The following is a 15,516-nucleotide window of genomic DNA, read 5'->3' as shown; positions in this document are numbered from 1 at the left end:
TTTTACAGTAAATTGAAACTATAAATGATATAAAAACGAAATTACAATATATTTTTCAGAGTTTTGAATAGGCTAGGAGAATAAAATTGAGCGAAATTGAAATAAATTTCCACTAAAATGAAACGCTTGAAAAATAATGTCGTCTTTAAAATAGAACTCAAACCAAATAAATGAGCCAACAGCATTTAGGAATACTTAAAAAATGTATGCAAGGAAATCGGAAAGCCCAACTAAAGCTCTACGATTTATATGCGGATGCGATGTATAGTGTTACCTGTCGGTACATTCAAAATAGGGAAGATGCCAAAGATGTTATGCAGGAAGGATTTCTGAAAGCATTTACACGCTTGCAACAATACAAAGGAGAAGTTGCGTTTGGCGCTTGGTTGAAGCGAATTATCATCAATCAATGTATTGATACGCTCAAAAAACGATCGTTGGTCTATGAAGAAATGAACGAGCAAACCTTGACAATTATTGACGATGATGCTACTTGGGAAGTACATTCAGATATTAGCAAACAAGAAATCATTCAAGTCATTGACACATTGCCAGACACTTACAAATACGTTGTAAAACTCTATTTGATTGAAGGCTATGATCATCAAGAAATTTCAGAAATATTGAACATTCCTGTGCGAACTTCAAGAACGCAATTAATGCGCGGAAAAACAAAGCTTAAGAACATATTAAATGATCATTTTAAACATAAAATATCATGAAAAAAAATATAAAAGACATTTTAAACGAAAACGATGCTACTTTGGATACACCAACGTTGCCAACAGGACATCGCGCTGAGTTTTTAGAAAAACTCGCTACAACGGAAGGAATTCCTTCAAAACCAAAATCATTTCAATACTGGAAAAGCATTGCTGCAGCATGTGTATTATTTCTAGGAATTGGCGCTGTTCTGTATAGTAATTATGGTGAAACAGCAATTGTGCAATCTTCACTATTTACCGAAATGAAATCTATTGAAGATGAATATTTACAACATATTGCATCGGAATGGGAAACATTTCAACTGACGGCAAACGACGAGAGTTTAGTTAAAAAGTATGAAGAACGCTTGGAAAATTTGGATGCATCCTATCAAGAATTAAAACAAGCCTTTTTAGTAGAAAAAAACAGTTTGACAACACTTGACAAAATGATTAAAAACTTGCAAATGCGTTTGACGCTTTTACAGGAAATTCAACAACATTTAAAACGCTTACAAGATGAACAAAAAAATATATAGTTTAGTCATTATGCTTTTCATCGGTTCGTTTGGACTGATGGCGCAAACGCAGAAAAAGTATCAAAAAACCTTTTCGGTAGATAAAAATACTAGGCTTAATTTTGAAACAACGAATATTGATGTCACTTTCAAAGTTTGGGACAAAGATGAAGTAAAAGTAGATTTTGAAATCAATTTTAAAAATTACACAGCTGAAGAAGAGAAACATGTTTCTAACGGAATCGTTGTGTATGCTGCGATGCAAACGACTATGGGCGATTCAAATTATTTAGAAATTAAAAATGCTTCCCCAACTTCCGTAGGAAATTTTTCGTACCAACTTAGTGATGGACACATTAGTATTGAAAATATATTTGCTGAAAAGAATGAACCAAATCAGTACAAAACCGTTTCAGATATTAACAAAATGATTTCTGAAAACGGTACAGGTTTTCAAGATTTGGAAGGTTTTATGGTATTCAAAAATGATAGTGTTGCTTTAAAAGATATCAAAACGAGTAACCATAAAGGAATTCAAAGTATTCGAGCTACTTATGAAATCTATATTCCTTCATATATGATCATGAATTTACATGTAAATCGCGCTAATGTGTATTTTGAAGGAAAATTTACAAACACAATTGTTGGTTCATTTCAAGAAAGTAATTTGATTGCTAAAGAGTTAAATAATAAAGATAATTCGATTGCTTTTAGGAATGGAAGTATAAAAATCAAAAAAGTGATTGGTGGTGGTTATATGTTTAAAAATGTTACGCATGGGGTATTTGGTCAACTTGAAAATGTAATGATGCAAACTGAATTTTCAAAAATAATTATTGGAGAAATCACTAAAAATGTACAATTCAGTGACTTTAAAAGCGATTTTTTAATTCATAATTTGGGGAAAAACTTTGAATCGATCAACATGATGTGTGAATATTCAGATATAAAACTATACACTATAAAAAATCAAAATTATTATATGGAAGCTGTTGGAAACAATGCTGTGATGAATGATAAGGGCATGAAAATAGTAATGCAACCCAACAGAAACGGCGAAAAAACTAAAATGTTTTCACGTGGAAAAGACACTCCTGAAGTGAAAAAAAACATGTTCAAGCTTGATTTAGTTCACGGTTTTGTTACGCTTCTTTACAACGAATAACACCAAAAACAGATGAAAAAAATAACAATTTGGTTGATGCTTTTCGCATTGACAAGCACAACGTATGCGCAATCGAAACTAAATATTGGCGATATAATTCCGGAAGTTCAATTGACAAATTTGTTGAATTCTACGAGTGCAAACATTTCATTATCAAGCTTAAAAGGAAAAGTAATTATTCTTGATTTTTGGGCAACTTGGTGCGGACCGTGCATTCCTGCGATGAAAAAATTGATCAAATTTCAAGATGAATTTCCAACGGATTTGCAAGTCATTGGAATTGCGGAAGACAAACCAGAACGTTTGCAGCGCTTCATTGACAATTTACCTTCCAAAGTTTGGTTTGGATTACAGACAAAAGAATTAGAAGCGTTATTTCCGTACAGAATTCTGTCGCATGCAATTATCATCAATCCTGAAGGAAAAATAGTTGCGATTACATCTACGGATAACATCACGAAAGAAATTATTCAGAAAGTAAAAAATGGAAAATCAATTTCGTTGCCATTGAAACAAGAAAACATCACGTTTGATTACGATGCAGATCCTTTTCCGCTAAGGAAAGATGAAAATGAACGCGTATTACTAAAAGGTGGAATTTCTGGCGTAGCATCTTTCTCGAAAGGATATTTGAATGATGAAAATTATAAGGGAAGACGTTTAACATTGATCAATCTGACGATTCCGAGCATGTATCGCCATTTGTATAAAACAAGTTATAACAGAACAGTTTTTGAGATTGATGAAGAAAAATATAACTATAAAGATCCAAAAAACAAGTACTGTTTGGATGTGATTACTGAAACGTCAGGCGATGAAATGTATGAAAAAGGAATTGAAAAACTGAATGAAACCTTTGCAGTGAAAGCCAAACTTGAAAAACGTACGGTTTCTGTGTATGTATTAAGTGTAATTGATCGTACTAAGTTAAAAACGCTCAAATCGAAAACTGAAAAACGTTCCTTGGTGTTTCAAGGATATGAATTCAATGGAAAAAAGGTTCGCATGCACGATTTTGCAGATTATATAGAAAATGAATGTCCTGTTCCTGTGGTTGATGAAACAAATTATATGGAATTTATAGATATTGATTTTGTATTTGATCCTCAGAAAAAAGGTTCTTTTAAAGAAGAATTGGCAAAAATTGGGTTGAAATTGAGTAAAGCTGAACGGGAAGTGGAAGTGTTGGTGATTTTTTAGACGCGCTTTGCGCTTGGACTCGCTTCGCTTTTGGATCGCTTTGCTCTTAGATTGTTGGACTCGCCTCGCTTTTGGAACGCTTCGCTTTTAGACTTTATCTCGCGGGCTCGATGATCTGTCATTCCTGCGAAGGCAGGAATCCAAGAAAGTCTAAAAATCTAAGAGATTCCCGCTTACATGGGAACGAGTCTAAGAAGTCTAACAATCCTTGTAAAATCTAGCGTAAGCGAATATATTATAAAAGAAAAAGAAGAAAAACGTATCAAATTGGTGCGTTTTTTTTACATTATTGCAACATTCAAAAAATTAGTACGTCTTTAGAGATGTATAGCAATTAACCAACACCAAAAAGGCCAACTAGCTAGTATGTTTCAAACTGAGCTCATCGAGAAGTGTAAGAATAACGACAGGAAAGCGCAACTGCATTTGTACAGGCAGTATTGTGAAGGAATGTTTATTGTTGCGAATCGATTCTTGAAACATACAGAAGACGCAGAAGATGCAATGCAAGAAGCATTTATCAATGCATTTCAAAAGATTGATCAGTATACGGCAACCGTAAGTTTTGGTGCTTGGCTAAAAAAGATTGTCATTAATAAGAGTCTTGACAAATTGCGAGCGAAACAACAGTATTACGTAACTATTGATGAAGCGCAATTGGAAGTGATTGCCGACGAAGATTCTTGGCAAACAAGCGATGAAACTACGTTGGAGGAAGTAAAAACTGAAATTGAAAACTTGCCCGATAAATATCGAGTTGTAGTGATTTTATTTTTATTAGAAGGATATGATCATCAAGAGATTTCAGAAATATTAAATATTTCAACTACCGCATCACGGACACAATTATTAAGAGGGAAAAAGAAATTACAACACGCATTAAAAAAGAAGAATCATGGGACAGGATATTAAAGATTTGTTGAAAACTGAACCGTTGCATATTCAAAAAGAATTGTCGGACGGACACGAAGCACGTTTCCTAGAACGATTGGATAAAGCGTTGCCAGCTAAGAAAAGTAAGCCGAAAAAGCGTTCTTTTTCACTGTATCAAATTGCGGCAGCTATTATTCTGATCGTCAGTTTAGGTGGTTTGGCATATCAGCAATTGCAACAAAAACCATTGATTTCAGATGAGACTGTTGTGAAGAACAATACCGAATCAAGCGATGAAAAATTGTTGAGTTTAGGTGATATTTCTCCCGATTTAAAGAAGATTGAAGATTACTACATGGCTAATATAAACTATGAATTGACGCAAGTAGAAGTTTCTGAAGCGGGAAAACAATTGTTTAGTAGCTATATGGAAAAACTTTCTTTATTGAATGAAGAACACAAAGTACTTCAAAAAGAATTGAAAGAAATAGGACCGAACGAGCAAACAATTAATGCGATGATTGACAATTTACAATTTAGACTGAAATTGCTATACCAATTAAAGGAAAAGTTAAACGAATTAAAAAAATCAGAAAATGATGCATAAATCAAAAATTACCAAATGTGTATTGATCGCTTTGTTAGTGATTACATTTGGATATTCACAATCAAAAAAGCGAACAAAGAAGGAAGTTTTTACGGTAAATAAAGATGTTACTTTAGAAATTAATACTTCGCATGCAGATGTTGAATTCGATACTTGGAACAAGAATAAAGTAGAGATTGAAGCTACGATCGAAATTGAAGATGCAACCGAAGAAGAAATAGAAGCATACTTTAAAAAGTGGAATTTTAAAGCCATTGGAAATAGCGAAAAAGTAACAGTTACTTCAAAAGGAAGCAATTCATTGTTTGGAAATGCAGGTCCGTATGCAGTATTATCAGATCCAATTGTTATTGATCATGGATCACTACCGTTACATTTTGAGCTTAGTGGACTTGCAAAAATTCCAGATTTACCAAATATTGTCATTGAATCGATGAAAGATATAAAATTTGACATGGAAGCTTTTGAAGAAAATGGCGAAGCGTACATGAAAGAATGGCAAAAGCAATGGAAAGATGGTTTTGATGAAAAGAAGTTCAAAGAAGGTATGGAGAAATGGAAAGTTGAATTTGAAAAACATCAAGAAGAATTAGCAAAACTAAGAGAAGTTACTGATAAAGGAAAACACAATTCAAGAGTTATAAAAATTGAAGAATTGGCTAAAGTGTATAAAGATGTTGAAAAATATAACACGAAAGAGTTATTAGAACAAAGAGAAGAATTACTTGAAAAATTAGAAATGATTAACGAATCAAATCTAAGTAATGCGACTATACTGAATCTGCAAGGAAAAGCAAACAAAGATGGTCTTTTCTATATTTCATCTGGAAATAAGCATTTTAAAGTAAAGAAAACAATCAAAATAAAAATGCCAAAGAAAGCCAAGTTAAAACTCAATGTTCGTCATGGAGAGGTAACGTTAGCTTCCACTAGCGAAAATATGAATGCAAAGCTGTCTCACGCAGCTTTGTATGCCAATGTGATAGATGGTGCAAATACGACGATAGAATCGTCGTATGCGCCTGTTCATGTTACTAAATGGAATAATGGTTCTTTGAAAGTAAATTTTGTTGATACGGTCGATTTACAATTGGTGAATGATATTAATTTGATGTCTAATTCTTCCAATGTAAGTGTTGGAACACTCGAAGAGAAGGGAATCATTAGTGGAACCTTTGGCAACTTATTGATCCATAATGTAAGTGATACTTTTAAAACCTTGGATATCATTTTAGAAAATACGGACGCGCGCATTCAATTGCCCGCTTCCGCGTTTAAGTTGTATTACATCGGTTCAAATTCTAAGATTAGCTATCCTGAAAGTGTGATTGGAACTGAAAATAAAACGCAGTTCAATACGATTGTTCGTGGATTTCAAAAGGCAAATAATACAGGCAGTGAGATTAATATCAACGCCAAGTATAGCGAAGTCTCATTGCAGAAGAAATCGTAAGTTAGTTTATAAGTTTAATGGTTTATGAGTTTAGAGTATTGCAAACAACTAATAACCAACAACTAGCAACCAAAAACAGTCAGTCTACGGTAAATATATTTTATTCTTAATCGCGTAAATAACGAGTCCGATTCTATTTTTTACGTGTAGTTTTTCAAATAATGCATCGCGATATCCATCAATTGTTTTAGGACTCAAACACATTTGATCTGCAATTTGTTTATACGTCATTTCCGTACACACCAACTTCATAAAGGAAATTTCATTCTCCTTCAGTTTTGCGCCACTATTTCCTTTTCCGTTTAACGAACCAATCAAAATGTTAGTAACATGTTTGGAATGGTAAAAACCATTTGTAATCACTTCGTTTAGCGCCATTTCTAAGACACTTTTTTCGACATCTTTCATCAAATATCCTTTTGCACCAGCGCGCAACATTTGAATAATGGTACGTTCGTCTTCTTCAATAGAAAGTCCAATGACATCTATATTTGGAAAATGTTCCGTAATCCAGGTTGTGGTTTCAATACCATTCATGATAGGCATATTGATATCCATGAGAACGATATCTGGTGCATTTGAATTTTCTTCCAAGCGTGTGATAAGTTCTTTTCCATTTTTACACAAATAACTTACCTTAAAACGATCAAACGAATCGACTAAGCCGCCAATGGCTTGTGATAATAATACATGATCTTCTACGATGGCAACGGAATATGTTTTCAATTTTTTTTTGGTTTTTAGCTTCTAGCTATTCGCCTTTAGCATTTAGTTTATATGTTTAATGGTTTATCAGTTTATTCATTACTAACAACTAGTAGCGAACAATCAACAACGAACTAAAGATAATGAATAATCGTCAATTCTGTACCTTTTTCTAGTTGTGATTCTAGTTCAATTTCAGCGCCAATTAATTTCCCTCTACTTTTCATATTGAGCAATCCAATGCCTTTATTAGAAGCATCTTCTGATTTATTAAATCCTTTTCCATTGTCTTTTGCGGTAATGGTTAGTCTCCGATTTTCATACGTCAACGTAACATCTAGTTTGGAAGCTTTTGCATGTTTGATGGTATTTGAGAAGAATTCTTGTAGAATTCTGAACAAAATAATTTCGGCTTTATCATCAATAATTTGTTCTTCACCTTTGATAGTTAACGTAGCTTCAATAAAGTTTAAACGATTAAATCGTGCTACTTCTAAACTCAATGCTTCGGGTAGCATGATGTTTTTCAACGCATCCGGATTGATCAATTTTGATAGCGCTCGCAATTCCGTTAAACTTTTTGAAATAGTTTCGGTGACTTCCGAAATATCTTCGTTACAACCTTCTATTTGATGCAATTGTATTTTGGCAAGTGTAAGGAGTTGCCCAATATTATCGTGCAACTCCCAACTTATATTTCTAAGGGTTTGTTCTCTAATTTCTATTTGTGTTTCGGCAATAGCGTTTTCAAACTCTCGTTTCGCTAATTCTTTTTCGGTCAATAGCTTATTCTTTCGCTTGATGAATACCAAGAAAAGCGCAATGATTGCAACGACCATTAGTATAAATACCAATGTAATGATTATTGCAGAGATGTCTCCTGTTTCTGTATTTTGTGACTGCATATAAAGCCTACTATATAGCAAATATTTAAAATTAAGATTAGTACTCTAAATAGTGTATTCATTGCAGCAAAACTCTCTGAATAATGTTTCAAAGTAATTACCCATGGTATAACACCTATGTTAAATAAAACCACACCAACACTAATCCAAAATAATAAATCTCGTGTTACGTTTAAAACTTTTTCTGAGTTTAATATCTCTATAAAGTAAAATGTGACAGTAATGATTAGAAAGCATGATGCCATAATAAAAGGATAAGTAACTAAATCTTTAGTATAGTTCTCAAAAAATAATCCATTTACTGTAAAAAATATAATATATATAACCCCAAAGATGAAAACAGTTTTTTTATATTTTTTATATTTTAAAAAATTCCAATAAACTGAAAATAAAAAAGAGAAGCTAATCAATAAATATATATTGTAAATTATTAGATTGTAAATAGCCAAAACTTCCGACGAATATTTACCAATAGCCTCATTAATTGCAATATACCAGAGATAAATTATAAAATACTTTAGATACGTACTTTTATATTTATAAAAATAGATACTAGCAACGATAGCAGTAGTTATTTCAACATATAAAATTAAATTATATAATATGTTATCTTGCATGTATTTATAGTTTATGCTTTTGTTAGCTTCTTGGTGGTGGAGGTGATAAGTGACCTAAATTGAAAGATAAACTTGTATCATCACCTCCATTTTTTGCATTCGATTTTTGTGCTATATTTTCTGACGATTCATGTCCTAAACTTGCGTTTGCTTCATTGGCTCTGGTATCTGCATAATGCTCGTCTAGTAATAATCTCGCTATTACTTTATATTTTCCAATTAGTGGAGAAGATGCATCTTTTGGTTTAATAGAAAAAGGTAAGTTTTTCATATTTGGAAATTCCGCTTCACTTGTAAGGTTTGTATCTACCGTTGGTGTAAAGAAAACTGTTTGTTGATTCGGATATTTTTTGTGATCATTGTATTTACCAAAGTATACACGAATTCCAGACATTTTTGGATTGTCAGGATTTACTTTTTCGACATTATCTAAATATTTTATATAGTCGCGAATTTTCTTCATAGAAAACCAAACAAATTGTGTTTCTTTAAATTCGGGATTATTTACTGTTCCATGTGTTGTATCATTCAATTTGGTAACATAATTTTCATGTAAGGTTACGGCATCATTTACAGAAATAATTCCTTCAGGAGCTTTCGCATCAGGATTTCCATCAGGATTATCTCCCATACTTTTGCAAATAAAATAACCAATTACAATTCCTAAGATGAGTGGAATAATCGTTTTTACTGAATTCTTCATAAAGTTGTAGTTTTATTAATCTTTTTTAATTTATGCTAAAATTAGCCAATCTTTTGAGAAAAAAAATTAGAAATTAAAAATTGGGTGTTTTTCCCTTTTGATAAAAAGTGGTTAAAGATAGAACGTACAGAAAAAAACTACAATTGTATTTTTGAGAGAAATTAGGTGTAGCTAGGTAGAAAAGGGAAAAATCAAAAGGATATGTAGAAAAATAAAATAGGCTTGGAGGAAGCTAATTTTTTAATTATTTTTTGGTGGTGGAGATAAGTGCCCTAAATTATAAGCTAAACTCTCATCTTCATCATCAGTGGCATCATCTTTTGCGAAAAAACCGTTTTGGATATAGTTTTTCAACAACTCATTTTCTGTATTGATAATCGCATGTTTTTGTATACTTGCGGTTAAAAACAAGGTTTGCGCATTGGACTTTAATTCCAAATTTGGATTAGTATCATACACCCCAAAAAACACATCAATTCCAGTAATGGCAATATCATGATCGGTAGCTTTCTTTTTTATGTACGAAATATATGCTTTAATTTCATCCAACGAATACCAAACTGCTTTGGTGTAATATTCCTTTGGAGTTTTGGCAGCAAACGGTTGAATATAGTTTATTTCATACGTATTAAACAGCGTAACAGCTTCATTAAATGATAGATATCCGTTTGACGATAATATTAAGTTTTCATTAGTTACCGAATTGGGTTTTACTTTTAAGTATTGGTCAATATGCTTGAATGTTAGAAATTGTCCGTTTTCAATCGTAAATGATTCTTGATAATCTAAGGAAGCATTCCGTGTTGAAGGCATTAAAAATACCGTTCGTTTTCCATTGGCATCAGCTCCAAACACAAAACTTGCCCCTGTAATTGGAATATTTCTTGAAACAGCAACGGATTCTAAATGATTGACATACTTGGTGAGTTCTTGTAAATCAAAATAGATTGATTTTTCTTCAAAACTAGTGGTCTCTTTTCCAATTTGTGACAATCTAGTAGTATGATCATTTTGAAAAAGTGTAGCAGCTTTTGCGTTGGAAATAATCTTCTCAGGCACTTCCAATGCTGCATCTAAGCGTTCTTCATAGTGTTGGTTTTCTGTTTCACAACTTAGGAAAAATGTAGCGCACACGAGTCCTAAAGAAGCAAATGAAATCATTTTTTTCTTCATGGTATTTAGTTTTACGTTGATAAAGTGTAAAGCCGCGACTTAATGTGTGTAATTACATTATAAATATAAGACAAAAGAGTCCTACAAAAGTGAGAAGATGTATAGCTGTCGTTTTTTTATGTGTAATTGTCAATTATCTTAATAATATGTTAAAAAAGAAAGAGGCTGTCTGAAAAGTCTTGAATAACATCATCCTGGATTTAATTAAGAATTTTAACTTGTTAATTTTCAAGTGTTCTGTGAAACTGAATCAAGTTTAGTTTGACGAAAATTATACTTTTCAAACAACCTCTAATATTTATTCTACATATTTACATTTGAATGCAGAGCACGTTGAATGATTACAAATAGGCGGTGGCGGAGAAAGTTGACCTTCATTAAAGCTTAAACTTCCACTTGTATTTTCATCACCATTTTTCGCAAAAAATCCTTCTTCTGTAAATTGCTTTAAAGGCTTTCCTTTGATATTTATAATAGTTTGTTGTTGTGTACTCGCGCTCATAAACAAAGTTTGTGCATTCGATTTTAACTCCAAACTTGGATCATTGTTATATACTCCAAAAAATACATCAACACCCGTAATGGCTAAGTTGTGGTCTTTTGATTTCTTTTGTAAGTATGCAAAATAGTCTTTGAATTCTTCTAGAGAATACCAAACTGCTTTTGTATAATAGTCTTTGGTTACTTTTTTAGCAAACGTACTGATGTATTGTGTTTGATAGTTATTAAACATGTTTGTCGCTTCATTAAAAGACAAATATCCATTTGGTGACAAAATCAAGTTTTCATCATTTTGAGAGCTGTTTTGTAGTTTTAACGATGGATCTACATGTTTGAATGTTAAAAATTCTCCGTTTTCAATCGTAAATGATTCTTGATAATCTAAGGATGCATTTCGTGTAGAAGGCATTAAAAATGCGGTACGCTTACCATTCGCGTCAGCGCCAAATACAAAACTTGCGCCCGTAATCGGAATGTTTTTTGAAACAGCCATGCTTTCCAAACGGTTGATATAAGCAGTTAAGGTTGCTAAGTCAAAATGAATAGCTTTGTCTTCAAAGGACATTCTTGACTTTCCTATTTGCGCCAACCGTGTGTTTTGATCATTTTGAAATAGCGTAGCAGCTTGCGTATTGGAAATAATTTTGTCAGGCGTTTCTAACGCTAGGTCTAATTGTTCTTCTTCTGCTTGATTATTTGTTTCGCAACTCAGGAAAAATGTAGCACATACAAGTCCTAAAGAAGCAAATGAGATCATTTTTTTCTTCATAATTTTAAAGTGTTTAATTAAATAATGTTAATTGTGATTCCACTTTTCAGCGGAATTTGCTCAACGTATAGTTTTGAATTCGCCTAAATGGCTTTTCAAAACTTAGTTTCACTAAATAAAAAAACGCGTTTTTTGTATGTAATTACTTTATAAATGTAGGAAAAATAAATTTAGAAATGGAATATATTGTATAAGCGTTGAATTTTTACAATGAGCGTTGAATTTTGATCAAAATTGAACTGAATTCTTATGAAGTAGACACAAAAAAACCGACAACACTGGTTATCGGCTTTAGATATAAAATATTTTAAAGTTTCAACTATTGAATTTTCAATCCATCGAAATTAATGTGCATCTTTTTTTAATAATTCTGGGAATTTCTTTTGGAAACGTTTTAATCTCGGAACAGAAACTCCTCTGATATAGGGATTGTTCGGATTGTTTGCTTCGTAATCTTGGTGATATGCTTCTGCATCGTAAAAAGCAGTATACTTCGTTATTTCGGTGGTAATTGCTCCGCTAAAAACCTTATCGGCTTTTAATTTTGCAATATATGCATCTACGATTTTTTTCTCGTTAGCATCTTTGTAAAAGATCGCCGAACGGTATTGTCTTCCTGCATCAGGACCTTGTCTGTTTAAAGTTGTTGGATCGTGCGAACCAAAGAATACTTTTACTAAGGTTTCATACGAAACTACTTTTGCATCGTAATACACTTTTACAGCTTCCGCATGATCGGTTCTTCCGGCACTTACCAAATTGTAGTTTGCCGTTTCTGCTTTTCCTCCAGCATATCCAGAAACTACTTCTTTTACACCTTTTACACTTTCAAAAACAGCTTCTACACACCAAAAACAACCACTTGCAAAGTATGCAGTTTCGTATTTAGCTAAGTCTTGCTGACTCATTTTTTCTTTTTGATGTGTTTCTTTCGTTGTTGTATTAGAATTACAACTTAACGTAAAGAATAGAATGGCAATAAATGTTAAGGATATCGATTTCATATCAATTATTTTTTTGATTCAGTCGTGTATGAATTTAAAACTTACGAAAATTTAATGGTATTATACATTTCAATGTCCTACAAAGGTACCAATAGTTTGATTGACTATAAAAATAATAAACATAATACCGATGACAATAGCAATACTCTTTATTCTTGTTTTTAACTCGATTTGTTGCTTACTTTTTCTTTTTGTTAAGATATGAAATACTGCGATAATTTTTTCTTTATGAAAATATAGAATTCCTAAAAGCAATAGAAAATATACAATTGCATTTACTAATGCGGCATATGTATCTAAAAAGATAATATCAAATACAATAATGTTTACTAATATTGGAATTAGAATAAAAACACCAAGAAGTACTGTTCGTTTAAAAAGAAGACAAAATGCTCCAATTAACTGTAAAACACCAACAAATAAGATGTAGGCGAATGAATGTCCCATAAAAACCCATGCCAATTCAAAACTACTAACATCAACAATTGGAGTTGTAGCAACATCTTGTGGAATAAAGCCTTTACGATAGAATTGACCACCCATAATTTTCCCCAAACCATAGATGCTAATAAATAAAAATAGATACCAACGAAAGGCAATTTCTAGAAAATCTCGATATTTCATATGTGACAATTTTAAATAAAAAAACGACTGTTAATCCTTAAATTAACAATCGTTTTGTGTGATAACTAACTGTGTTTTTTGATTGATGAAAATCAATTATGCTTTTTCAACCAATTTTTTAGTTAAGAAGAAACCTGTAAATAATGAGATTCCACCTACTAAGAAAATAGTTCCAGGATACGCAACTTCTTCAGGTAAACCGAAAGATACATGCATCATGTTTCCAATAAAGATTCCCAATCCGATTCCCATCATTAAAACAGCAACATTTAAAACCAATACTTTCCATGTAGGCGTTAATGATTTTTTAGTGCTAAAAAAGATAGAGGCGTCTGCGCCTTTTTCAATTAAAGCCAAACGTTCTTTGTTTCTTGACGAAATGTACAAATAGTAGATTCCGAAAACTACTCCTAACATTGCTGGCATTATAATTACTTCTGATCCCATAATAAATTATTTTTTGTATTTAGTTTTTATGTATTTGCCCATTATGACGAACGGTTTTTTGTTTTGGTTACAGAAAATTTAAAAAAAGTTTGAAAATGTATCAATTAAGCAATGTGTCAATTTGAAAATGTGTTGATTTGAAAATGTATATATTATGTTGAATTTTAAATTCAAAAATTATTTTACCTAATACCTAATACCTAATACCTAATACCTAATACCTAATACCTAATACCTAATACCAAATACCAAATAATTTAAAAAAACTGTAACCAATCAAACAAAGTCATCGTCTTAACTACAAATGAATCAAAAAACTGACCACGACTATATTCTGGAAATTCGTTCTGGAAATGTGAATGCGTATGCTATGCTTGTAAACAATTACAAGGATATGATATTTACATTGGCGTTGCGTATGGTTGGAAATCGAGAAGATGCGGAAGAAGTTGCGCAAGATACGTTTGTAAAGGCGTACAAGGCTTTAGATTCGTTTAAAGGAACGTCTAAGTTTTCTACGTGGTTGTACAGAATTGTGTATAATACGAGTCTGGATTACATCAAAAAGAGTAAAAGAGTCATTTATTCAGAACATATTGATACAATTCACGAATCCGATATCGGAACCATGCAAGATGCATTGAGTTATTTGGAAGCAAAAGAGAAGAAGGAAACGATAGAAAAAGCCTTATTGCAGTTGCCAGAAGAAGAACGTGTGTTGTTAACCTTGTTTTATTTTGAAGATTTATCACTGAAAGAAATCTCGAAAATTGTTAAAATCTCGTATGATAATGTAAAGATTAAATTGCATCGCAGTCGAAAAAAGTTATATCATATCTTGAAAAATGTTGTAGAACCTATATATTTGAATCATGGAAGCAGAAAATAAAAACCTAGATCAATTTACGAAAGATGTCATTCAGGAAGCTGGATTGACAACTCCTTCTGTAGATTTCTTAGCCAATGTCATGGCAGAAGTTTCCAAAGAAAAAGTCCCTGTAAAAGTATACAAGCCATTAATAAACAAAGTTGGCTGGTTGCTTATAGGTTCATTATTCTTAGTCTTTACGTTTGTATTGACACGTTTCTCACTTGGTTTTTCTATTTTGGGTGATTGGGATTTATCTACTTTATTCGTTCAGAAATACGATATCAAATTCACCATTCCCGCAACGTATGCGTATAGTTCTTTCTTTTTATTAATCTTCGTGATTATTCAAGTAACTATGATTAGCAAGCGATTTTCTAGGAGTTTGGAGAGTTAGACTTCGAATGCCTCAGTCTACTTACTTAGATTGTTATATTTACGCTACACTGAGCGGAGTTGAAGTGTATATTTTCTCAATTCATGATACACTATTAAAATAATAAGAATAGGCAATCAATTTTGGTTGCTCCTTTTGAGTTGTTTCACTGAATTTAAGAGGTCGTCTAAAAAGTAATTTTTAGGCGATTTTCTTTTTGGTCTAATTTTGTTTTGATCTCAAGCTTTGATTAATTGAGATTAAAAACGGTCACAATAAAAAAGCGAAGTTAGTTTACAGTGTT

At 32.1% G+C, this 15,516-nt stretch carries 18 protein-coding genes; 9 read left to right on the top strand and 9 right to left on the bottom strand.

The window, feature by feature from the left end:
- Window positions 1–170 precede the first annotated feature (170 nt).
- From H2O64_RS16850 to H2O64_RS16820, 7 genes are all read left to right on the top strand, one after another.
- Complete coding sequence (locus H2O64_RS16850) at window positions 171–722, top strand: RNA polymerase sigma factor (RefSeq protein WP_235982912.1); 552 nt, start codon at window positions 171–173, stop codon at window positions 720–722.
- A complete protein-coding gene (locus tag H2O64_RS16845; protein WP_187563387.1) occupies window positions 719–1,243 on the top strand; it encodes a hypothetical protein in 525 nt (174 codons plus the stop codon). Before H2O64_RS16850 ends, H2O64_RS16845 begins: the two co-directional genes overlap by 4 nt.
- Window positions 1,224–2,387 (top strand): hypothetical protein, encoded by a 1,164-nt coding sequence (locus H2O64_RS16840; protein WP_187563386.1) that lies wholly within the window; start codon window positions 1,224–1,226, stop codon window positions 2,385–2,387. The genes H2O64_RS16845 and H2O64_RS16840 overlap by 20 nt, the downstream gene beginning before the upstream one ends.
- Before the next feature lie 12 nt (window positions 2,388–2,399).
- Window positions 2,400–3,587: a redoxin domain-containing protein gene (locus H2O64_RS16835; protein ID WP_187563385.1), complete on the top strand. Its 1,188-nt coding sequence runs from the start codon at window positions 2,400–2,402 to the stop codon at window positions 3,585–3,587.
- Between the two features lie 366 nt (window positions 3,588–3,953).
- On the top strand, window positions 3,954–4,499 hold the full coding sequence (locus tag H2O64_RS16830; RefSeq protein WP_187563384.1) for an RNA polymerase sigma factor: 546 nt from the start codon (window positions 3,954–3,956) through the stop codon (window positions 4,497–4,499).
- Window positions 4,483–5,067 (top strand): hypothetical protein, encoded by a 585-nt coding sequence (locus H2O64_RS16825; protein ID WP_187563383.1) that lies wholly within the window; start codon window positions 4,483–4,485, stop codon window positions 5,065–5,067. Before H2O64_RS16830 ends, H2O64_RS16825 begins: the two co-directional genes overlap by 17 nt.
- Window positions 5,057–6,520, top strand: a complete 1,464-nt coding sequence (locus H2O64_RS16820) for a hypothetical protein (RefSeq protein WP_187563382.1) — start codon at window positions 5,057–5,059, stop codon at window positions 6,518–6,520. The genes H2O64_RS16825 and H2O64_RS16820 overlap by 11 nt, the downstream gene beginning before the upstream one ends.
- Before the next feature lie 84 nt (window positions 6,521–6,604).
- On the opposite strand, the gene H2O64_RS16815 is transcribed toward H2O64_RS16820, so the two are convergent.
- From H2O64_RS16815 to H2O64_RS16775, 9 genes are all read right to left on the bottom strand, one after another.
- Window positions 6,605–7,246 carry a response regulator transcription factor gene (locus tag H2O64_RS16815; RefSeq protein WP_187563381.1) on the bottom strand — a complete coding sequence of 214 codons (642 nt, stop codon included), beginning with the start codon at window positions 7,244–7,246 and terminating at the stop codon, window positions 6,605–6,607.
- A 113-nt stretch (window positions 7,247–7,359) separates the two neighbouring features.
- The gene (locus tag H2O64_RS16810; protein WP_187563380.1) at window positions 7,360–8,130 is read right to left on the bottom strand and encodes a sensor histidine kinase; all 771 of its coding nucleotides are present in this window, start codon (window positions 8,128–8,130) and stop codon (window positions 7,360–7,362) included.
- Window positions 8,088–8,747, bottom strand: coding sequence for a hypothetical protein (locus tag H2O64_RS16805; RefSeq protein ID WP_187563379.1), 660 nt, complete (start codon window positions 8,745–8,747; stop codon window positions 8,088–8,090). The genes H2O64_RS16810 and H2O64_RS16805 overlap by 43 nt, the downstream gene beginning before the upstream one ends.
- 22 nt (window positions 8,748–8,769) lie before the next feature.
- Window positions 8,770–9,450, bottom strand: a complete 681-nt coding sequence (locus H2O64_RS16800; protein WP_187563378.1) for a hypothetical protein — start codon at window positions 9,448–9,450, stop codon at window positions 8,770–8,772.
- A 240-nt stretch (window positions 9,451–9,690) separates the two neighbouring features.
- Window positions 9,691–10,623, bottom strand: coding sequence for a hypothetical protein (locus H2O64_RS16795; protein ID WP_187563377.1), 933 nt, complete (start codon window positions 10,621–10,623; stop codon window positions 9,691–9,693).
- 298 nt (window positions 10,624–10,921) lie between these two features.
- Window positions 10,922–11,893, bottom strand: a complete 972-nt coding sequence (locus tag H2O64_RS16790) for a hypothetical protein (RefSeq protein WP_187563376.1) — start codon at window positions 11,891–11,893, stop codon at window positions 10,922–10,924.
- 344 nt (window positions 11,894–12,237) lie between these two features.
- Window positions 12,238–12,897, bottom strand: coding sequence for a peptide-methionine (S)-S-oxide reductase MsrA (gene msrA / locus H2O64_RS16785; protein WP_187563375.1), 660 nt, complete (start codon window positions 12,895–12,897; stop codon window positions 12,238–12,240).
- Between the two features lie 69 nt (window positions 12,898–12,966).
- Entirely contained in the window at window positions 12,967–13,521 is a 555-nt protein-coding gene (locus tag H2O64_RS16780) for a hypothetical protein (RefSeq protein WP_187563374.1), read from the bottom strand.
- A 96-nt stretch (window positions 13,522–13,617) separates the two neighbouring features.
- On the bottom strand, window positions 13,618–13,968 hold the full coding sequence (locus H2O64_RS16775) for a DUF6249 domain-containing protein (RefSeq protein WP_187563373.1): 351 nt from the start codon (window positions 13,966–13,968) through the stop codon (window positions 13,618–13,620).
- Between the two features lie 304 nt (window positions 13,969–14,272).
- On the opposite strand from H2O64_RS16775, the gene H2O64_RS16770 reads away from it, so the two are divergent.
- The gene (locus H2O64_RS16770) at window positions 14,273–14,857 is read left to right on the top strand and encodes an RNA polymerase sigma factor (protein ID WP_187563372.1); all 585 of its coding nucleotides are present in this window, start codon (window positions 14,273–14,275) and stop codon (window positions 14,855–14,857) included.
- Window positions 14,841–15,233, top strand: coding sequence for a hypothetical protein (locus H2O64_RS16765; RefSeq protein ID WP_187563371.1), 393 nt, complete (start codon window positions 14,841–14,843; stop codon window positions 15,231–15,233). Before H2O64_RS16770 ends, H2O64_RS16765 begins: the two co-directional genes overlap by 17 nt.
- Window positions 15,234–15,516: the final 283 nt, after the last annotated feature.

The organism is Kordia aestuariivivens (assembly GCF_014397005.1).
In the GTDB taxonomy this organism is placed as follows: Bacteria; Bacteroidota; Bacteroidia; order Flavobacteriales; family Flavobacteriaceae; genus Kordia; species Kordia aestuariivivens.
The sequence above is the reverse complement of the archived record's forward strand: the minus strand, read 5'-3'. Positions and strand labels throughout refer to the sequence as shown.